The organism is Streptomyces sp. HM190, assembly GCF_009857135.1.
Classification (GTDB): Bacteria; Actinomycetota; Actinomycetes; order Streptomycetales; family Streptomycetaceae; genus Streptomyces; species Streptomyces heilongjiangensis.
This window is the reverse complement of the sequence record NZ_CP047318.1, coordinates 1,709,731-1,729,838: the sequence shown is the minus strand read 5'-3', so window position 1 is coordinate 1,729,838 and position 20,108 is coordinate 1,709,731. Positions and strand designations below refer to the sequence as shown.

Annotated in this window: 15 protein-coding genes; 4 read left to right on the top strand and 11 right to left on the bottom strand. The window is 73.0% G+C overall.

Going from position 1 to position 20,108, the window contains the following annotated elements:
- Positions 1 to 8: 8 nt before the first annotated feature.
- From GSY65_RS07055 to GSY65_RS07030, 6 genes are all read right to left on the bottom strand, one after another.
- Entirely contained in the window at positions 9 to 3,818 is a 3,810-nt protein-coding gene (locus tag GSY65_RS07055; protein WP_159766498.1) for a lipopolysaccharide biosynthesis protein, read from the bottom strand.
- Entirely contained in the window at positions 3,811 to 4,608 is a 798-nt protein-coding gene (locus GSY65_RS07050; RefSeq protein ID WP_159766497.1) for a polysaccharide deacetylase family protein, read from the bottom strand. Before GSY65_RS07050 ends, GSY65_RS07055 begins: the two co-directional genes overlap by 8 nt.
- Positions 4,605 to 5,618, bottom strand: coding sequence for a glycosyltransferase (locus GSY65_RS07045; protein WP_159766496.1), 1,014 nt, complete (start codon positions 5,616 to 5,618; stop codon positions 4,605 to 4,607). The genes GSY65_RS07050 and GSY65_RS07045 overlap by 4 nt, the downstream gene beginning before the upstream one ends.
- Positions 5,615 to 6,460 (bottom strand): glycosyltransferase family 2 protein, encoded by an 846-nt coding sequence (locus GSY65_RS07040; protein WP_159766495.1) that lies wholly within the window; start codon positions 6,458 to 6,460, stop codon positions 5,615 to 5,617. Before GSY65_RS07040 ends, GSY65_RS07045 begins: the two co-directional genes overlap by 4 nt.
- 387 nt (positions 6,461 to 6,847) lie before the next feature.
- Positions 6,848 to 7,942 (bottom strand): GNAT family N-acetyltransferase, encoded by a 1,095-nt coding sequence (locus GSY65_RS07035; protein ID WP_159766494.1) that lies wholly within the window; start codon positions 7,940 to 7,942, stop codon positions 6,848 to 6,850.
- 3 nt (positions 7,943 to 7,945) lie between these two features.
- Positions 7,946 to 8,335 carry a hypothetical protein gene (locus GSY65_RS07030; protein ID WP_159766493.1) on the bottom strand — a complete coding sequence of 130 codons (390 nt, stop codon included), beginning with the start codon at positions 8,333 to 8,335 and terminating at the stop codon, positions 7,946 to 7,948.
- 352 nt (positions 8,336 to 8,687) lie between these two features.
- Here GSY65_RS07030 and GSY65_RS07025 point away from each other — a divergent pair, with 352 nt between their 5' ends.
- Positions 8,688 to 9,494, top strand: a complete 807-nt coding sequence (locus GSY65_RS07025; protein ID WP_159766492.1) for an SGNH/GDSL hydrolase family protein — start codon at positions 8,688 to 8,690, stop codon at positions 9,492 to 9,494.
- Positions 9,495 to 9,670: 176 nt separating this feature from the next.
- On the opposite strand, the gene GSY65_RS07020 is transcribed toward GSY65_RS07025, so the two are convergent.
- The 4 genes from GSY65_RS07020 to GSY65_RS07005 form a co-directional block, all read right to left on the bottom strand.
- Positions 9,671 to 11,383, bottom strand: a complete 1,713-nt coding sequence (locus GSY65_RS07020; RefSeq protein WP_159766491.1) for a serine/threonine-protein kinase — start codon at positions 11,381 to 11,383, stop codon at positions 9,671 to 9,673.
- A 60-nt stretch (positions 11,384 to 11,443) separates the two neighbouring features.
- Positions 11,444 to 13,216, bottom strand: a complete 1,773-nt coding sequence (locus tag GSY65_RS07015) for a HoxN/HupN/NixA family nickel/cobalt transporter (protein WP_159766490.1) — start codon at positions 13,214 to 13,216, stop codon at positions 11,444 to 11,446.
- Entirely contained in the window at positions 13,213 to 14,811 is a 1,599-nt protein-coding gene (locus tag GSY65_RS07010; RefSeq protein WP_159766489.1) for a tetratricopeptide repeat protein, read from the bottom strand. The genes GSY65_RS07015 and GSY65_RS07010 overlap by 4 nt, the downstream gene beginning before the upstream one ends.
- Positions 14,812 to 15,005: 194 nt before the next feature.
- A complete protein-coding gene (locus GSY65_RS07005; protein WP_159766488.1) occupies positions 15,006 to 16,529 on the bottom strand; it encodes a DUF4331 domain-containing protein in 1,524 nt (507 codons plus the stop codon).
- A gap of 456 nt (positions 16,530 to 16,985) precedes the next feature.
- On the opposite strand from GSY65_RS07005, the gene GSY65_RS07000 reads away from it, so the two are divergent.
- From GSY65_RS07000 to GSY65_RS06990, 3 genes are all read left to right on the top strand, one after another.
- Complete coding sequence (locus GSY65_RS07000; protein WP_159766487.1) at positions 16,986 to 17,528, top strand: sigma-70 family RNA polymerase sigma factor; 543 nt, start codon at positions 16,986 to 16,988, stop codon at positions 17,526 to 17,528.
- Between the two features lie 82 nt (positions 17,529 to 17,610).
- Positions 17,611 to 18,414, top strand: a complete 804-nt coding sequence (locus GSY65_RS06995; RefSeq protein ID WP_159766486.1) for an anti-sigma factor — start codon at positions 17,611 to 17,613, stop codon at positions 18,412 to 18,414.
- Between the two features lie 115 nt (positions 18,415 to 18,529).
- On the top strand, positions 18,530 to 18,796 hold the full coding sequence (locus GSY65_RS06990) for a hypothetical protein (RefSeq protein ID WP_055541681.1): 267 nt from the start codon (positions 18,530 to 18,532) through the stop codon (positions 18,794 to 18,796).
- A 30-nt stretch (positions 18,797 to 18,826) separates the two neighbouring features.
- Here GSY65_RS06990 and GSY65_RS06985 read toward each other — a convergent pair whose 3' ends face one another.
- Complete coding sequence (locus GSY65_RS06985) at positions 18,827 to 20,050, bottom strand: CaiB/BaiF CoA transferase family protein (protein WP_159766485.1); 1,224 nt, start codon at positions 20,048 to 20,050, stop codon at positions 18,827 to 18,829.
- Positions 20,051 to 20,108 lie beyond the last annotated feature (58 nt).

Here is a 20,108-nt window from a genome sequence, read left to right as displayed (position 1 = left end):
GACATCCCCTACAGGCCGCCCCCCATTGTCAGGAACCGCTGCACCAGTGACGCCAGCAGCAGGGCCAGCAGCGGCAGACCGAACCAGAAGCCGCCCTGCAGCAGGCGGAGTCGGCGGACGCTCGGGCGGGCCGCCACGCGGACGAACTCTCGGGTGGTCAGCAGCACGATCAGGGCGATCGTCGCCAGCCCCCCGGCCACCGACCACGGGGTCCAGGTCACCTGCGGGCCGATCGGGCCGGGGTCGGGCGCGGGGGCCCTGCCGGTCTGCTCGCGCAGGGCGAAGAGCGTCGCGTCCTCGTCGGCGAAGACCGTCTTGAGTTCCTTGCGCGCGTCGAGGTTGCGGATGAGTCGGGTGTCCCACCGCGCGGGGTAGCCGGAGTCCATCTGGAGGGACGTGGCCTGGCCGCGGTTGACGATGAGGTAGGAGTGGGGGCCCGCGTCCCTGAGCGCCTTGACCAGCCCCGACACCAGCACCGGATCGACCGGGGCGAGCGTCGGCACGTACTCCACCCTCTCCATGTCCCGGGCGCCCCACGGCAGCGCGGGCGTCACCGACTCGACCGGGTCGTCGCTGAGCCAGAGCAGCCGTACGGTGGGCTCGTCGTGGGCGTACACGTACTCCATGGCGGCGACCTCGCCGGTGCGGACGCGCTCGAAGGGCTCGTTGCCCCAGCGGGCGACGAGGAAGCCGCCGACGAGGACGAGACCGGCCACGAGGGCGGCCGCCGGGGCGAGGCTGCGCCGGTCCCGGGCGCGTTCCTCGGCGCTCGCGCCGGAGCGCGGGAACAGCGCGAGCGCGGCGAGCAGCGCGGCACCGGGCAGCGCGAACATGAAGACCCGCAGGGCCATCTCGCCGCCGTAGGACTGCATCCCGAAACCGAGGAACGGCACGAAGGTCAGCACCAGCAGGGAGCGTTCGCGGTACCTGTGCGCGCGTCGGCGCAGGAAGCCGTAGCAGGCCAGGAGCATGACCAGGCCGGCGAGGGCCACGCGCGCGTACAGCACGAGCTTGTGTGTGGAACTCCCCTCGCCGATACGGCCGGAGACCGAGGACGTGACGTTCCCGCCGACGCCGCCGACCCCGCCGAAGAGTTCGTCGAAGTGGCCCGACCAGTACGGCTCGGCGAGGAAGCCCACCCAGGCGGCGACCAGGACGGCGAACAGCAGGGGCAGGCCGCGCAGTTCGCAGCGGCCGACCAGGACGAGGGCGGCGAGGACGCCCAGCATCACGAACGGGGTGAGCTGGTGGGCCGGGACGGTCGCCGCGTACAGGGCGAGCAGGACCGCCAGCAGCACCGCCCGCTGCCGTCGGTCGGTCGGCTCCACCTCGGCCTCGCCGGGCCGGACCGTGGCCCACAGCATGCGCGGGGCGCGGAACCACACCAGGAGGATGGCCACGAACGCCAGATAGAGGAGGTAGGTGAGGCCCTGCGGGGAGAAGTAGTCCTGGCCCACCCAGCCGCTCAGCACGAAGATCCACACGCCCGTCCATCTGGCGCGCCAGTTCGCGCGCACATGGCGGGCGAGGAGGAACATCGGGGCCAGGTAAAGCAGTTGCATGGCGGTCGGCCACCAGCGGATGACCTCGGTCAGGTCGTCGATCCCGCAGGCCCCGGCCACGAACGCGGCCGCCGCGAAGAAGCCCGGCCAGCTCCAGCGGGCGTCCAGGTCGGGGACCGCCGAGCCGGTGCGGTCGATGTGGTCGAGGAAGCCGAGATGCTGCCAGGCCGTCGCGAAACGCGGCTCGGCCTCGATCACGGCGGGCAGCGCGTGCAGCGACACCACCGTGGCCAGCAGTGTGACCAGCAGCAGAAGCCGGTGTTCGCGGCCGAGCCACAGCAGCCCGGCGAACACGACGGCCAGCAGCGCCGCCCCGGCCAGCGTCGGCTGCGGCAGCACCGAGACCAGGCCGAGGCCGTCCATGCCGTCCAGCACGGAGTCGTCCAGCGCGAGCGCGGGCACCCAGTACAGCAGCAGCGCCGCGATCAGGAGGCAGCCGAGGACCAGACCGGCGCGGGTGGGGCGCGGCAGCCGTTCCCGGCGCGGCCCGGACGGTGCCGTGTCGGCGGGCGGCGGTGCCGGTTCCCGTACGCCCGGCTCCACGGTGGCCGCGTCCCGCGCGGTGCCCGCGGTCCCCTCGGCCGGGACGGCCTCCCCGTCCGCGGGCCGTACGGGCACCGGTGGCCGGTTGAGGTGGAGCGGCCGGGTCGGCCGGTCCTGGGCCCAGGCCGGCCGGTGGTCCCCGCGGACGGCCGGGGTGCCGGCGGGCGGGGTGCCGGGGCCGGGGCGGACGTCGGGGCGGCGTTCCATGTGGTCGAAGTCGAGGTGCAGGCCGAGGGCGAGGGTGTCGGAGTCGAGGTGCCGGGACCGGACGCCGCTCTCCTTCCTCGCGGTGGACGCCACCCGGCCCAGGTCGGCGAGGTCGCCGTCCGGTGCCGTGTCCTCGGGGACCGCGGGGGGCGGTGCGGTGCGGACGATCCGCCAGAGCCGGGGCGCGGCGATCAGCACGATCACCGCGAGGCTGGAGACCTCGGCGACGCCCGCGCCGATCAGCCCCATGCGGGGGAGCAGCAGCAGTGTCAGGCCGAGGACCAGGGCGCACAGCAGGCCCTGCAGCCAGGCCAGTCCGGCGGTACGGCTCTGGGCGCGCAGCACCGCGAAGTACGTCTCCATCACCACCCGCAGCGCGGCGCCGACCGCGAACCAGCGCAGCAGCCCGGTCGCCGCGTCCGCGTAGCCCTGCCCGAACACGGCGAGGATCCAGGGCGCCCCGAAGAACAGCGCCCCGCACACCGGCAGCATGAGCCGCGTCATCCGCCGCAGCGCGGCCCGGGTGTTCGCCGCGAGCCGCGCCGGGTCGTGGGCGCCCTCCACGGTCAGCGAGGCACCCATGTTGATGGCGAGGAGGTTGACCGTGCCGCCGATCGTGGTGGTGATGTAGAAGTACGCGTTGTCGGTGGAGCTGACCTGGGCGGCGACGATCACCGGGACCAGGTAGACCACCGCGAGGGAGAACAGCGAGCCGGTGTAGTCGCCCGCGAGGAAGCGGCCGATCTCCCGCAGCGTCGGCGGACGGGCCCGGCCCTCGGTCGCCCGCACGTGCCGGGGGACGAGCCGCCGGAACACCAGCCAGCCCAGCGGCAGCACCGACACCGCGATGGCCGCGACCCAGGACACGAACACACCCATGGTCGGGACCGCCGTGGCGAGCACCACCAGCAGCACCAGCTTCACCGCGGAGAACACCGTGTTGCCGACGGGCACCCACAGGGCGCTGCGCAGCCCGGTCAGCACCCCGTCCTGAAGGGTCAGCAGCGACCAGGCGACCACCGCGAGCACGAAGGACACGGCGTTCACCGGGTCGTGCAGGAAGCGGTACGAGGACCCCCACAGCCCGAGCGTCAGCAGGAACCCCCCGGCGGCGAGCGCCACGGCCACCGAACTGCCCGCGTACGTGCGGAAGACCAGCCGTCCGGTGCCGCGTCCCGCGACCGGGATGAACCGGGCGAGGGCCCCCGTCAGCGTGAGCGCGGCCAGCCCCGCCAGCAGCTTCATCGCGGCGATCGCGGCGGAGCCCTGCCCGACCGCGGCCTCGGTGTAGTAGCGGGCCGCGGCCAGCCAGAAGCCGAGGCCGAGCACGGCCGAGATCCCGGTGTTCAGCATCAGCGCGTAGGCGTTGCGGAACAGCTGGTTGCCGCCGGCCCCCCTGCCGAGGCCGGGCAGCCGCAGCCGGCGGGCGGAGCCGGACCGCGGCCCTGGGGTCCCCGCCGTGCCGCTCCCGGTCCGCCCGGCCGTGGTGGTCGTCGTGTCAGACACGGGAACGGACGGCCCTTCCCACCTGTCGTGCTCTTCGGACCATGGCGTACCCCTTGGTCAGGGCACGGTCCCGGGCGAACCCGCGGGCGAGGGCGCGGCCCTCGACCAGCCGCTCGAACTCCGCGACCCCGGTGGAGCGCCGCACGGTGACCCGGCGCAGCGCGTACGGTCCCTGCCGGCGCCGGGCGAGCGCGTTGCCGACGGCGAGCGCCTGCGCGAACCCCGTCTCCCGCACCGCGACCCGCACCCGGCGGCTGGAGTAGCCGTACGGGTAGGCGAAGGAGACGGGCGGGGTGCCCAGTTCGTCGGCGACGATCCTCCGGCAGCGCCGCAGCTCGTACCGGAGGCGGTCCTCGTCGAGCATGTCGAGCTGCGGATGGGTGTGGCTGTGGCCGCCGATCTCCACGCCGTGTTCGGCGAGTTCGCGGACCTGGTCCCAGTCGAGCATGGTGCCGAGGGCGCCGCCGTCGTCGTACGGGCCCCTGATCCAGGCCGTGGAGACGAACAGGGAGGCCGTGAAGCCGTGCTGGGCGAGGACGGGCAGGGCGTGGCGGTGCACGCCCTCGTAGCCGTCGTCGAAGGTGATCAGCACGGGCCGGGCGGGCAGCGGGCGACCTGAACGCCAGCTGTCCGCCAGGGTGGCCGTGTCGACCGGGGTGAGACCGAGGTCCCCGATCACCGCCATCTGCTGCGCGAACGCCTCCGGTGCCACGGACAGCGCACGGGTGGCGTCGCCCGGCGCGGTGGCGACCGCGTGGTACATCAGGACCGGTACGGCGTCCTCCGTCATGACGAGCCTCCCTCGCCCCCCTGACCGGCCGGGATCCCGTCGACGGAGAACGTGACACCGCCCCTGCGGGCCCGGACGCTCCCCACGACGTACCCACCGGCCGCCGCCGTGACCCCCGCGACGATGGCACCGGCGCGGCCCGCGCCGCCCCGGCGGCCGAGCAGCGCGTCCCGCAGCCCGCGCGCCACCCCGGCGGGCAGGACACGCGTGGTGTAGCGGCGCTCCGACTCCAGGCCCTTGCCTGCGCCGACGCTCCGCGCGACCAGCGCCTTCGACAGGCCCTCGGCGTAGGTGCGTGCGCGGAAGTACCCGAATCCCTCGCGCACGCGGGGCACCCGGTGGTGGATGACCGCCCGGTCGTCGAGGAGCAGGACCGCGTCCGGCCGGGCGCGGGTCAGCCGGATGCACAGCTCCGTCTCCTCGCAGCCGAGGGGGTGTTCGTCCCCGTCGCGGCCGATCCCGGTGGCGAAGCCGCCGGCCGCGTCGAAGGCGGTGCGGCGGAACGAGGCGTTGCCGCCGAGCACGTTGCGCACCCGGGCGACCCCGCCGGGCAGGCCCTTGTAGGCGCAGCCCACGACCCAGTCGAACTCCTCGGGAAACCAGGACGGGCGGCGTCCGGAGGCCCAGACGGGCACCGTACGGCCGCCGACGGCCATCACGCGGGGGTCGGCGTACCCCTCGGCGAACCAGCGCAGCCAGTCGCGTTCGGCGACGGCGTCGTCGTCGAGGAAGGCGATGATCTCGCCGGACGCGGCGGCGATGCCCGTGTTGCGCCCGGCGGACAGGCCGCGGGGGCCCGCGTTGGCGAGCACCCGGACCTCGCCGGTCTCCCGGTGTTCCTTGTACTCCCTGGTCAGACGCTCCAGCAGGGCCTGGTTGTGGTCCACCACCAGGAGCGTCTCCAGGGCCGGCCGGGTCTGCGCGCGGACCGAGGCGACCGCCGCGAGGATGTCCTCCCAGCGGTCCTCGGTGTACGCGCAGATCACGACCGAGACGGCCGGTCCGTTCAAGACGACTCTCCTCGGCCGGAGACCGGCATCGTGGCGTGGGAACGGCGCCGCAGCGCACGCCGGTTGGAGCGCTCCCTGAGGATCACCCGCAGGACGCGCAGCCCGTCGCGCACGGCCCGCAGATTGCTCGCGCCGTGGATGCGGAGGTACTCGTGGCTCGGTATCTCCTGCACCCGCAGACCGGCCTTGACGACTCGTATGTTCATCAGGGTCTCGACCTCGAACCCGGTGCAGTCGAGGTCGATCTTGTCCAGGCAGTGCCGCCAGAACGCGTTGTAGCCGTAGCAGAGGTCGGTGTAGCGGGCGCCGAACTTGCGGTTGACGACCGTGCACAGCGCCCAGTTGCCGACCTTGCGGATCAGCGTCATGTCGTCGGTGGCACCGCCGTTGGCGAAGCGCGACCCCTTGGCGAAGTCCGCGCCCGAGACCAGGGCCGAGACGTACGACAGGATCTCGTGGCCGTCGGCCGAGCCGTCCGCGTCGACCATCACGATGATGTCGCCGGTGCACGCCTCGAACCCGGTGATGAGGGCGTCCCCCTTGCCCTTGCCGCGCTGCGGCACGATCTTGACGCCGGGCCACACCTCGCGGGCCACCTCGACGGTGCCGTCGGTGGAGTTGCCGTCGACGAGGACCACTTCGTGGATCCAGTCCGGCAGTGTCTTGAAGACGTACGGGAGGTTCTCCGCCTCGTTCATGGCGGGGATGACCACGCTCACGGGGGGAGCGATGGCCAGATGGGTGGAGACCGGCCGGTACCGGCCCGAGGCGACCGCGCGGGTCCCGTCGGGCTCCTCGGCCGGGTCGGTATCGGATATCGCCGGGCGCAGAACTGAGCTCATGAGTCTGGTCCCTCTCGTCCGGTGGACCGCCCGCCCCTGGGCGGTCCGGCTGTGTGTCCGGTTCGAAAGGGGGGTTCTCACCCACGGCACGCGACATCGATCTCCGTATCGACCCCTTGGTGCATGCATGACAGGGTGAGCTGGTGAAGCCGGCCGACTGTCGCGACTCGGCAGTCGGTCGCGCGGCACGACTCGGCGACCGGTGCGGTCACCGAGCACGGCACCCCCCTACCGCGCCCCGCGCCGGGACCGTCACGCCCCTCGAGCCCTCCCCTTGGGACCACTGTCGACGGACCGATGCGGGTGGATGTAAGACGGTATTGATGATTGAGCCGGTATGGCAAGACCTACTGCGAGCCCTCACTTTTTGGTTGTTGTGTCCGTTACTTACGTTCCTGAACGGATTTTTCCCATCCGCTTCAACGCCCTGTCCGCCGACGCGAACAGCTCCGGCCTGGCCAGCACGGCGTTCCGCAGCGCCCGGACGGGTGCGCGACGGGCCCGGTGCCCGAGCGCCACGGGGTGGCGCCGGGTGACCCACCCCTCGGACACGGAGATCTCCCGTGTCTTGAGGGAGTCCTTGTACTGCTTCTGGCCCCGGCCGAGATCCAGGTAGGCGATCCCGTCCGCGGCGCCCTCCTCCGCCATGTGCAGATGCAGCAGCAGTCCGGGCGAGAACCTCGCGAACGCCGGGTCGTACGCCGGGAACCAGCAGGTCAGCACCCGCTCGGAGCGGAGTCCGAAATGGGCCGCGACCGGCTTGCCGTCCGCGTACAGCACGGACAGCTGGCCGGCGAAGGAGTCGGAGCGGGTGTGGAACAGCTGCCGCACGAGCCGGATGATCCACGGGTGGGCGAAGCGGTCGCTGCGCCCGGTCCTGCGGTACTGGGCGGACTTCCAGGCCATCAGGGTGCGCAGGATCCCGGGGTCGCGCTCGTCGTGCACATAGCGGACCTCGCGCACCGCGCGGCCGAGCCTGCGCTCCTTGGCGAGCGTCGAGCGGACGAACTTCGGTGAGCCGGCCCGCAGTCGGCCCAGATAGGCCTCGTACCCCTCGTCGAGGTCCATGACCGGTGACGGGAAGGTCCCGGTGACGTGGTCCGCGAACGGCGTCTGGCCCTCCGCCAGGTGGTCGAACTCCCAGACGGCGAGTCCGCAGGCCCGCAGCAGCGCCTCGGCGTCCCAGGTGAATCCGGGGCGGTGGACGACGCCCTGGCAGTCGGACAGCCCCAGGCCGACGGCCCGGCCCACCCCGACGGCCGTTCTCTGGAACGGGAAGAACGCCGCCGGCTCGCCGCCCTCGCGCAGGACCGCGATCCGCACCCCGCGCCGGCACCGGCCGACGGCGAGGGCGAACTCGGGGGACAGGAACGGGTTCGCCAGCTCGGGCGCGCCGTGGAGGTGCGCCTTCGACTGCAGGGCGGTCCACGCCGCCCGGTCGGCGCCGCTCAGTTCGCCTGGGCGGTACACGCTGATGTCCACGTCTCAGGTCCGTCTTCTCTCCGTACGGCCGCGCACGCGCCGTACCAGGCTCAGCAGGAGAACGAGCGAGCTGATCACGGTCACGGCCGCGATCCCGCCGGACACCGACCAGGAGTGGGTGGCGATCATGGCCTGGGCGACGAGGAGGTTCACCGCGATCGCACCCGCGACGGAGGCCACGACGCGGCCGAAGGGCTCCAGTCCGCGCAGCCCGGCCCCGATGGCGGCCCCGGGTGCGACGAGGAGGAAGAACAGCGTGAACGGGCCGCGCAGGACCGAGTCCGCGTCGGCGAACGCGAGCACCGCGCCGGTCCCCGCCACGGCCGTGGCCACGCCCGCGAGCAGTGGCCCGCCGCTGTCGGACAGGGATGGCTTGGTACTCAAGGTCTGCATGTGGCGACTTTGCCCCCCGAAGCGCCGGATGCCGGGCTTCAATGTCGCTCAGCGGGCGCGGGGCAGTCAAGACGCGGAACCCGACGGCACGCGCTCGTGCGGGAGGCCGGCGCGGATGCGGCGGCGGGGGTCGCCGGCCCGCGGCCCGTGGCCTCCGGTCGCCGGATGCGCAAGCGCGGCACAAGGGGGTTGGGGTCTTGTCATGCGTATGCCAGACGTACGCGATTCAACGGGAGTTGAACGAGGTGGCTTCGGGGCGGTTGGGACCCGAAAGTATTGACATGAACACTTCCGTTCAACCCGCGTAGTTGCTACGACGGTTGACACAGAGATCCTGCTAAAGGGAGGTTCCATGAGACGTTCCCGATTCGCGGTCTTCACGACCTCGCTCCTCCTCGCCCTCGCCGCCACCCTGACCGGGACCGCGGCTGCCCAGACGTCCGAACAGGCCGCCGCCACCGGCTATGTGGCCCTCGGCGACTCCTACTCCTCCGGTGTCGGCGCCGGGAGCTACATCTCCTCCAGCGGCGACTGCAAGCGCAGCACGAAGGCCTACCCCTACCTCTGGGCCGCCGCCAACTCCCCCTCCTCCTTCGACTTCACGGCCTGCTCCGGCGCCCGTACGGGTGATGTTCTGGCGAGTCAGCTCGGCCCGCTGGGCGCCGGAACCGGGCTCGTGTCCCTCTCCGTCGGCGGCAACGACGCCGGGTTCGCCGACGTGATGACCACGTGCGTGCTCCAGTCCGACAGCTCCTGCCTATCCCGGATCAACACGGCCAAGGCGTACGTCGACTCGACGCTGCCCGCCCAGCTCGACAAGGTGTACTCGGCCATCCGCGCCAAGGCGCCGGCCGCCCACGTGGTGGTGCTCGGCTACCCCCGCTTCTACCAGTTGGGCGGCACCTGCCCCGGGCTGTCCCAGACGAAGCGCTCCGCCATCAACAACGCGGCCGACTACCTCAACACCGCGGTCGCCAAGCGCGCCGCCGACCACGGATTCACCTTCGGCGACGTCCGCTCCGCCTTCACCGGGCACGAACTGTGCTCCGGCGACCCCTGGTTGAACAGCCTCAACCTGCTGAACATCAGCGACTCGTACCACCCGAAGGCCGCGGGGCAGTCTGGCGGCTACCTGCCGGTGTTCAGGAACGCGGCCTGACACCGGCCGACGGCCCGCACGGACAGGCCCTGAGCACGTCCTGAGCCGGTACTGCATGTCCTGCATGTCCTGCACGCCCTGAGCACGCCCGACCGGCCCGGCCCCCCGCTCCCCGGGGCCGGCCCGGTCGGGCCCGGTCCCACGTCCGGGCCGGGCCGTGATCCGCACGCCGGGCGCTACGCCCCCGGCTCCACCCCGCTGCCGGGGGCCCCGGCCCCGTCGCCCGAGCCGCCGGGGTCCCCCGAAACCGAGGGGGTGCCGCCCGTGGCCGGGGGCTCGCCCTCGCACGTCACGGAGAACGCCACGGAGTTGGACTTCGTCCGCACCGGTCCGCGCACCTCGACGCTGATCTCGTCCTCGTACGTCGTGTCCGCCGCGTACGTCGTGACGACGATCCGGTCCTGCTCGGTCCTCCCGCCGCCCTCCGGGAACGACAGCGTCTTCCACTCGGTGTCCGGCGCCTTGCTGCTCGCGGTCACCCAGCGGTACTCGACCTCCACGGGCACCCGGCCCACCGTGAACGTCGCCGTGAAGCGCGGGGCGTCGCTCTCGGACGGCGGACAGGCCCCCGTGTAGTGGGTGGCCTCGCCCGCGACCACCACCTTCACGGACTGGGCCGGCGGCCGGCTGGTCGTCGGCCTGTCGTCCGGTGTGTCCGAGGTCCCCTCGTCCTCGGTGGTGGGCTCGTCGCTCGGCTCCCCGGACGTCCCGCCGCCGCTCGCCCGCCCCTGGTCGTCCCCCGAGGTGGCCGCCCCGGTGGTGGTGTTGCCGTCGGCCCCGCCGTCGTCCCGGTTGGCCCAGGCGTACGTGAGTCCCGCGACGGCGAGGGCGAGCGCCGCGATGCCCGCGATCAGGAACACCAGGGACCGCCGGTCACGGGCCTGCGCACCGGCGGGCACCGCCGAGGGGCCCGTCGCCGCGGCCGCGCCGCCCGTGTACGGCGGCGGGGCCCCGAACCCCGCCGTCTCCCGCCGGGTCCGTCCGTCCGCCGCCGGGGACGTGGTCACCGTCGGGGCGTAGGGGGCCGCCCCGACCGTGTCGGCCCCGGAGGGGGTGCCCCCCGCGCCGATGATCCGCAGGTCCCGCTCGGCCCGCTCGGCCGGCATGCGCTCCGCCGGGTCCTTGCGCAGCAGCCCCTCGATCACCGGCGCCAGCGGGCCCGCCCGGCGCGGCGGCGGCAACTCCTCGTCGACGACCGCCCGCAGCGTGCTCAGCGGAGTGTCCTGCCGGAAGGGGGAGTTGCCCTCGACCGCGGCGTACAGCAGCACGCCCAGCGACCAGAGGTCCGACTCGGGCCCCGGCGTCCGGCCGAGCGCCCGCTCGGGGGCGAGGAACTCCGGCGAGCCGATCACCTCGCCGGTCATCGTCAGCGCGGAACTGCCCTCCACGGTGGCGATGCCGAAGTCGGTGAGGACCACACGACCGTCGTTGGACATCAGCACGTTGGCCGGTTTGACGTCCCGGTGCAGGACCCCCGCCTCGTGCGCGGCGCGCAGCGCGGCCAGCACCTCGGCGCCGATCTGCGCGGTGCGCTGCGGGGTGAGCGGGCCCTCGGCGTCCAGGAGATCGGCGAGCGACAGGCCGCGCACCAGCTCCATCACGATCCAGGGGCGGCCGTCCTCCAGGGCCACGTCGTACACCGTGACCACGTTGCGGTTGGCGACCCGCGCGGCCGCCCACGCCTCCCGCTCCAGCCGGGCGTACATCCGCTCGACGTCGGACGTCGGGATTCCGGCCGGGGCCCGCACCTCCTTGACCGCGACCTCGCGGTGCAGGACCTCGTCACGGGCCCGCCACACCGTCCCCATGCCGCCCTGGCCGAGCGGGGTCAGCAGGCGGTAGCGGCCCGCGATCACACGTTCACTGCCCGGTACTTCGGACACGGACATCCCCCATCGTTCGCCACCGCGCGACGTCTGCACTCCGTGCGATTTCTCCCCAAAAGTAGCTCAGAGGAACGCGGATGCCGCCCCCTTGAACACCAGAGCCGCGCCCAGGACGACGACCAGCAGCGCCGACGCCAGCGGGACGGTGCGGCGGACCAGCGCCGCGGTGGGACCGCCGAGCCGGCCCTGGCCCCTGTCCAGCACCCGCGCCGCCCAGCCGCCCGCCTTCACCACGGCGTACCCGGCCGCGGTCAGCGTGAGCGCCAGACCGATGCCGTACGCCAGCACCAGCAGCAACCCGAACCACGCCTTGCCCAGCGCCGCCGCGCCGACCAGCACGACCACCGCGGAAGGGCTCGGCACCATGCCGCCCGCGAAACCGAGCAGGATCGTGCCGCGCAGGGTGGGGGCGGTGGGGTGGGTGTGGGTGACACCACCGTGGGTGTGGGTCAGACCACCGCCGAGGAGCGAGCGCTTGGGGGCGGGGGTGTGGTCGTGGTCGTGGTCGTGCGGGTGGGTGTGGGCACCGTCGTGTGCGTGCTCGTGACCGGGTGCGTGGCGGTGTCCGTGGTCGTGGGTGTGGGCTTCCCCGTGCGCGCGTGGGTGCGCGTGGGCGAGGGCGAGTTGCTTCCGGGGCTCGGGCTCGGCCGCGTGGTGGTGCGTGGGGGAGTGCCCGCCTCCGTGGCCGTGGTCGTGGCTGTGGTGCCCGTGTCCGTGTCCGTGCCCATGGGTGTGGCCGTGGCCGTGATCGTGGCCGTGCGTGTGGTCGTGATCGTGGCCGTGTGTGTGCCCCGGCGTCAGCGCGAGTCTGCGGTTCAGCCAGGCGCGGCGGGCCAGGGTCACGCCCGCCGTCATCACGAGGAGGCCGCTCGCGATGCCGAGCCAGGTGATGACGGACGGGGCCGCGGCGGAACCGGCGAGGACCAGGAGGCCGAGGGCGACCACGCCCAGCGTGTGGGTGATCGTCACCGACGCGGCCATGGGGAGCACGTCGCGCATCCGGGCCCGGTCGCGGGCGGCGGCGGTCGCGGCCATGAGCGTCTTGCCGTGGCCCGGCGCGAGCGCGTGCATCGCGCCGAGGAACAGGGCGATGCCGAAGGCCAGCGCGCCGAAGCCGAGGGTGAGGTCGTGGCTGGAGACCAGGTCGTCCAGGGCCCGGGTCCAGCGGTCCGCCCCGCGCGGGAGGATCGAGGCCCCCGGTGCGTCGCCCTCGCGCTGCGCCAGCGCGGGACCGCCGGGCCGCACCTGGAGAGACGCGACGGCGGTGTCCTCGGGGGACTGGAGCAGTTCCTGGGGGTAGTCGGTGAGCCGGTCCGACACCGACTCCTCCGGCACGTCCGACCCGGTCAGGGTCATCCGGTCGCCCTGGGCGGTGACCTCGCGCCAGCCGGGGCCGGAGTCCACGGCGGCGTGGAAGCGCACGTCGACGGCCCGGTCCGGCAGGGGGGCCCGCAGCCGGCACTCCACACGCAGCGTCTTCAGCCCGGCCTGGCCCGGCCGCTCCTGGGCCCGGCTCGATACGACGGTCACCTCGACGGTCCGGCCGTCGACGGTCACCTCGGTGTCCCCGGCGGCCGTCGCGCACCGCTCGCGGGCCCACCCCGCCCTGCCCTGCCGCTCGATGGCGGGGCCGGCCTGGGTGGCGGGGATCTCCGCCAGGTCCTCCACATGGTGGATCCCGAGCTGTCCCGGTGCGGCGACCAGCCCGTCGTACCGGTTGACGGTGAAGTTGCCGAGCGGGTGCGCGCTCGCGGTCCCGCTGGGCACGAGCACCAGGGCGCAGGCGGCGGTGAGGACCGCCGCGCAGGAGGCGAACAGGCGCCGAGGGGCGATCACTTGGCCTCCAGAGCCTTCAGGGTCGTACGGGCCTCGGCGGCGCCGCGCGGTGCGAAGCCGGGGTTCAGATCGAGCGCCGCCCTGAGCGAGGCCCTCGCGGCCTTCTTCTCGCCGGCGCCGTACTCGACCATCCCGCGGTGGTACAGGAACGTGGCGTCCTCGTAGCCGGGAGCGGTGGCCCGCCTGGCGTACGGCAGGGCCTCCTCGTCGCGGCCGTTGACGTGCAGCGCCCAGGCGAGGGCGTCCGCCGTGTGGACCGTCTCACGGCGCTTCCACTCGGCCTCGGCCGCGCGCAGGGCCGCCTTCCGGTCACCGTGGTCGGCGGCGGCGAGCGCCGTGTCCAGGTCGGCGTTGACGCCGTTGGCGCGGGCGATCGCGGTGTAGGCGTTCACCAGCGCGTACTGCTCGCGGGCCGCCGACGTGTCGCCCTTCTGCTCGTACAGCTCGCCCAGCAGGACCAGCGGGCCCGGCAACGGGTAGGCGGACACGACCTGTTCGAGTCCGCGGACGGCGCCGGTGGTGTCGCCGCTCGCGGCCTGGGCGCGGGCGCGGCCCTCCAGCGCGGGCAGGTAGGTGTCGTCGGCGCCCAGGGCGCGCGCGTAGTGGTCGAGCGCCGTCCTGACGTCGCCCTGCTTCCAGGCGAGCTGGCCGAGCTGGGTGGCCACGTAGGCGATGTCGCCCCGCGTCACGGCCGAGTCGAGCGCCTGCCGCAGGACGCGGCGGGCGGTCCGCACGTCGCCGCGCAGCTCGTGCACATAGGCGTAGCGGGTGAACACGGGGATGCCGGGGCGGCGGGTGTCGGCGAGCTTCGCCGCCTTCAACGCCTCGTCGTAGCGTCCCAGTTCGACGAGGGCATCGATCCGGCTGCACAACGCCCGCTCGCTGTACGGGTTCTCCTTCAGCGCCCGGTCCGCGTAGCGCAGTGCGTCCTCGAACTCGTGCCGGGCCGCGGCGAGCGCGGCGAGACCGGCCAGCGCCGGGTCGTTGTCCGGGCGCAGCTTCAGGGAACGGTTCAGGGCCTTCTCGGCCTGCGGGTAGCGGGAGGGGTCGCCCTTGGTGCGGGCCTGCTCCACATAGGCGAGGCCGAGCGTCGACCAGGAACCGAAGTCCTTCGGCTGCGCCTTGAGATGGGCCTGCAACGCCTTGACGGACGTGTCGAGGTCCCCGCCGGCGAGCTGTGCCGCCGGGAGCCCCGCCGAGGAGGAGAGAGCCACCGTACGGTCGTCGTCCCGGGCGCCCAGCGCGACGGCGAACCCGGTGAACGCGACGGCCAGCGCGGCCGCGCACGCCGTGAGCCGCAGCAGCCGCCCCCGGGCGGGCTCACGAACGGGCTCACGGACCGGCGCCATGCCGCCGGAACCGGCAGCCGACCCGGCGCCGGACTCGGCGGCGGACACGGCATGCGTCGTGCCGGCGGACTCCGCACCGCTCGCGGCATGCGACGCGCTCGCGGACTCCGCACCGCTCGCGGTACCGGACCGGGCACCGGACTCCGCGGCGGATTCGACGCTCTCGTGCCCGTCGGCCTCGGGAGCCCCCTCGTCGGGGCGCGGACGTCCGTCCTGCGACGCGTTGTCGTTCGTACGCGGGGACATGCCCTCTCCTCAAAGTCCTTGCCGAGCAACGGTGGTGACGTCGGGGGCGCGGCCCGCGCCGTGGGGGATGGATACGAGCGGACCGCGCCGGTCGGTGGACCGGGCCCCGTGGGGCCCGGCCGGGACGGGCCCAGGGCGTGTTTCGAAAGGAGCGTCGTCTGCCCGAAGGGCAGACGGGACTTTCGAAATACGTCCTAGTAGTAGGCGCGGTCGTTCCGGCGGCGCCACCACAGCAGGCCCGAGCCGATCAGCAGGACACCGACCGCGCCGGCGCCCGCGGAGGCCGCGATCAGCGCGGTGTCGTCCGTGCCGGTCTCGACGCCACCGCCCAGCGCGCTGCGCACGTTGTTGGTGGTGTTGCCCTTCACCGTCTTGCCCCGCGAACCGGCCGTGGGCAGACCGACGTACGGGAAGGACTTGCCGAACTTCTTGTCGTTCTTGTCGACCGCGTCGCCCAGGTCGTTCTTGGCGCCGACCAGCTCGCCCTCGACCACCTGGAGCGCGATGTCGATCACGTCGTCGGTGAGCCGGCGCCCGTTCGGGAAGCCCTGGTTGTCACCGTCGAGGACACCGAGCCGCTTCGGCTTCGCGGTGGGCCTGATGGAGGTGTTGAGGCGCAGCTGCTCCGACGGGGTCACGTGCGGCGGCTGGTTGAGGCCCTCGACACCCTTCAGGAAGACGTCGACGAGGTCGTTGCGCGGCGTCTTCGGCGCGGGGATCTTGTAGATCGCCTCGATCAGCTTCGGCAGCTCCGGCTCGGTGACGTTCTTCAGGAACTGGGCGTCCTCCGTGGGCGAGGACGCGTTGAACCGGTCCTTGTCCTTCAGCGGGTTGACGACCTCGTTCACCAGCGGCATGCCGAGGCGCGACACCTGGTGGAAGCGGCCGTTGGCGCCCTTGCGCTGCGTCGTCGACCATATGCCGACGATCGGCTGGTCCTTGGAGTAGGCGAGCGCCTGACTCGGCACCTGGAGCGCGATCGAGTTGACGTTGTAGCCCTTGAGGGTGTCCCGCCCGACCTCGGAGAGGTCACCGCCGTACAGCAGGTCGAAGACGCGCAGGTCCAGGAAGAACGGGTCGTCGGCCTGGCCGGCGAACGTCGTGACCCCGCTCGCGGTCTTGTAGACGGCCTCGTCGCGCAGCTTCTTGAAGTTCGGCATCGACGCCTTGCCGACGTTGGAGGGCGCCACCCGCACGTCGTCGGCGAGCTTCGTCCGGGACACCGCGCGGCGGTCCCGCAGCTTGATCAGCTCGATGTCGTACGTCTGCGTGATGTTGAGGTCCGGGTCGTCCAGGCTCTCCACGACCCCCGTGTTGTACAGGAACGTCCGGTCGTTCTTCGTCCTGGTGTCGAACGTGTAGCGGAAGATGAGGTCTTCCTTCGCGTCTCCGTCCTGGTCGACGCGGATGTCGTACTGGGCGTCCTCGGAGAACGGGAAGAAGTTCGGACCGCCCGCCGGCTCCTCGAAGGGGATCCAGTTCGCGATGATCGTCGTCGTGTCCGGGCGGTCCGGGCTGACGAACGCGTACACGTCGGTGTTGTCGAACTGCGGCTCCCCCGAGATCAGCGGGGCCTCGCGGTGGCTGGAGGCGGACGCGGCCCCCGGCTCCAGCACGGTGACGCCGGCGGCCGCGAGCCCTCCGGCGGCCAGCGAAGCACAGATGAGGGACGCGATGCTCCGCCGCCCCGCGCCGCTCTTGGAAGTAGGTGTCGTCATGCCGTCCGTCCTCTGTCCCAACTTGCCTGACGAACGCCATTCGGAGCGATCGGCAGGGTGGATTGGTCGAATCCCAAACGTTCTTACGGCGCGTTTGAAGGGTTGTCTCAGCGGACAGCGCGATTCCTCGATCGAGATCACGTCCTGACCCGTTCGCCCCGGTCCGGGCCCCTTCCCGACCCGGTCCGGGCCTCGTCCCGACCCGGTCCGGGCCCCTTCCCGACCCCGTCCGGGCCCCTTCCCGACCCCGTCCGGGCCTCGTCCCGACTTGGTTTGGGTCTTGTCCCGACGCGGTCCGGAGCCGTCAGGGCCCGGTCCGGCCGGATCGGATCGGATTCGTCGACGGCGGACCCGCGTTTTCGGCACGCTGATCCGTAACCCCATGCGGAGGTGGGTCGGTTGCGAATGCCTTACGCGCGGGGATGGCCGTGCTCGGCCGGAGACGAGGGGGAGCGAGTGGAGGCGGACGAACTCCTGGTCCGGGTGGCCGGCGGTGACCAGCGTGCCTTCGAGGAGCTGTACACCCTGGTGTCCGGGCCGGTGTTCGGTCTGGTGCGCCGCGTCGTGCGCGACCCCGCGCAGTCCGAGGAGGTGGCCCAGGAGGTCCTCCTCGAACTCTGGCGTTCCGCCGGCCGCTTCGACCCCGCCCGGGGCAGCGCCCTGTCCTGGGTCCTCACCCTCGCCCACCGGCGCGCGGTGGACCGGGTGCGCAGCGCCCGCGCCGCCACCGAGCGCGAGCAGCGCGAGGGCCGCCGGGCCTACGACACCGCCTTCGACCAGGTCGCGGAGGAGGTCGAGGCGGGCCTCGAACGCCAGTGGGTGCGCCACTGCCTGGGACGGCTCACCGTGCGCCAGCGCGAGTCGGTCACCCTCGCCTACTACGACGGCTACACCTACCGAGAAGTGGCCGAGCGGCTCTCCCTGCCCCTCGGCACGGTCAAGACCCGTATGCGCGACGGACTCACACGGCTGCGCGAATGCCTGGGAGGAGTCGCATGAGCGCCCTGACCCGCCTCACGGCACATGAGGCCCCGTTCGCTTCCACCGCGCCCCGCGCCCGGGTGTCCGAGGGGGGCGCGGCATGAACCTGTTCCGCCGCGAGGACCTCCACTCGCTCGCCGCCCCCTACGCCCTCGACGCACTGGAGCCCGACGAGCGCCGCCGCTTCGAGAAGCACCTGGAGCGCTGCGACCGCTGCCCCGCCGAGGTGCGCGCCCTGGCGGAGGACGCGGTCCGCCTCGCCTGGTCGACGGCCGTCCCCGCGCCGGCCGCGCTGCGCGACCGGGTGCTCGCCGCCGTACGGAGCACTCCCCAGGAAGCCCCGGCGCGGGCGAGGCCCCAGCAGCATCTGCCGCAGCACGTCTGGGGCACCGCGCCGCCGCCGAAGGCACGCGCCCGTGCGCCCCGGATGCGCCCTTTGTTCGTGCCGTTCGCCACCGTGACGGCCGCCGGCGCGCTCGTCGTGGCGTCGCTCTTCGCCGTCGAGGCGAACCGGACACAGGACCAACTGGACGCGGAGCGCGCGCAGTCACGTGAGATCGCCCACGTTCTCACCGCGCCGGACGCCCGGGCGACCCGCGAGCAGGACGCGGACGGCCAGGGAATCGGAGTGATCGCCTCCGCCAAGGAGGGGGCCGCGATCGTGACGCTCACCGGATTCGACGACCTCCCGCGCGACCGGGTGCACCAGCTCTGGCTCATGCGCCCCGACGTGCAACCACGCTCCCTGGGTCTCTTCGACGGCGACACGCCCTTGGTCACGAACGGATTGGACACCGACGCGACGTCACTCGCCGTGACTGTCGAACCCGACGGGGGGTCACCGCAGCCCACCAGCCAGCCAATTGTCCAACTCGCCCTGGAATCAGTTGGATTCGGAGAGTAATCGACAACGCCCTTACGGGGTAGGTGAATACCCAGACCGTGATTCCCGAGTGCCCGGATGGGGCGATATGGTTACGCTGCCCGGGCCGGGTGGACTCGAACGGGTGGGGAGTGACATGGAACAGATAACAGTCCGCAGGGCGCGCGTGCCTGCGATCACCTGCGGGAGCAGCGCGACCAGTTCGCGCCTCGACCGCCATCTCTCGGTGCTGAGCGGCCCCGCCGTGCCGCAGCGCGAGACGGCCGAGGCGACCTCGCTGATGCGCGAGATAACGGCGCGTTCCCCGCACGAGAAGCGTGCCGCCAAGGACACCCGCGTCGGCCGTGTCTCGCTGTTCGCACCCCTGAGGCGGTTGCGCCGGTCGCTCTTCGGCAGCCGCTGACGCCAAGGACCTCCAGCAGGAAACCCGCGCTCAGGCGACCACACCGTCCCGGCGCAGCGCTGCGATCTCGTCGCCCGTCATCCCCACGGCGCGCAGCAGCGACTCGGTGTGCTCACCGAGCGCGGGTACCGCCCCCATCCGTGCCTCGTCCCCGCCCGGCAGCGTGATGGGAGGCAGCAGCGCCCTGAGCGGCCCCACCGGTGACCCCACTTCCCGCCACCGGTCCCGGGCCGCCAGTTGCGGATGCTCCGCCAGTTCGCGCACGTCCCGCAGGCGTGCGCACGCGATCCCGGCCGCCTCCAGCCGCGCCATCGCCTCGTCCGCGTCCAGGACCCCCAGCGCCTTCGCCACCACCTCGTCCGTTCGGTCCCGGTGCGCGACCCGGGCCGGGTTCGTCGCGAACGCCGGATCACCGGCCAACTCCGGACGCCCCAGCACCTGTTCGGCGAGGCGCCGCCACTCGCGGTCGTTCTGCACCGACAGCAGCACCCGGCCGCCGTCCGCCGTCGGATAGGCGTCGTAGGGCGCGATCACCGCGTGGGCGAGACCCGTCCGCACCGGGGGAGTGCCGCCGTGCAGGGTGTGGTGCAGCGGATGCCCCATCCACTCGGCGAGCGCCTCCAGCATCGACACCTCCACCGGCCCGCCGCGCCCGGTGGTGCCCCGCCGGACGAGCGCCGCGAGGACCCCCGAGAACGCGTACATCCCGGCGGCGATGTCCGCTGCCGGGACGCCCGCCTTCACCGGCTGCTCCGGGGTGCCCGTCACCGACACCAGCCCCGCCTCGCACTGCACGAGCATGTCGTACGCCCGCTTGTCCGCGTACGGCCCCGACGCCCCGTAGCCCGAGATGTCCACCGCGACCAGCCGGGGGTGCGCGGCGCACAGCGTCGCGGCGTCCAGACCGAGCCGGGCCGCGGCGCCGTGCGCGAGGTTCTGCACGAACACGTCCGCGTCCGCCACCAGCCGCCGCACGACGTCCAGGCCGCGCGGGTCCTTCAGGTCGAGGGCGAGGGACTCCTTGCCCCGGTTGCACCACACGAAGTGGGAGGCGAGGCCCCCGGCTGCGGTGTCGTAGCCGCGCGCGAAGTCACCGCCGTCCACCCGCTCGACCTTGATCACACGGGCGCCGAGGTCGGCGAGCTGCCGGGTGGCGAAGGGGGCCGCCACGGCCTGCTCGACGGCGACGACGGTGAGGCCGTCGAGGGGCAGGGGGTCGCCGTTGCCGGTCGGTGAGCGCATGCCGTGGATCATGTCCCCGGCGGGGTGCCGTTGTCAGCAGGGCGTGCCGAGCGTCACGTGCCCCGCCGGC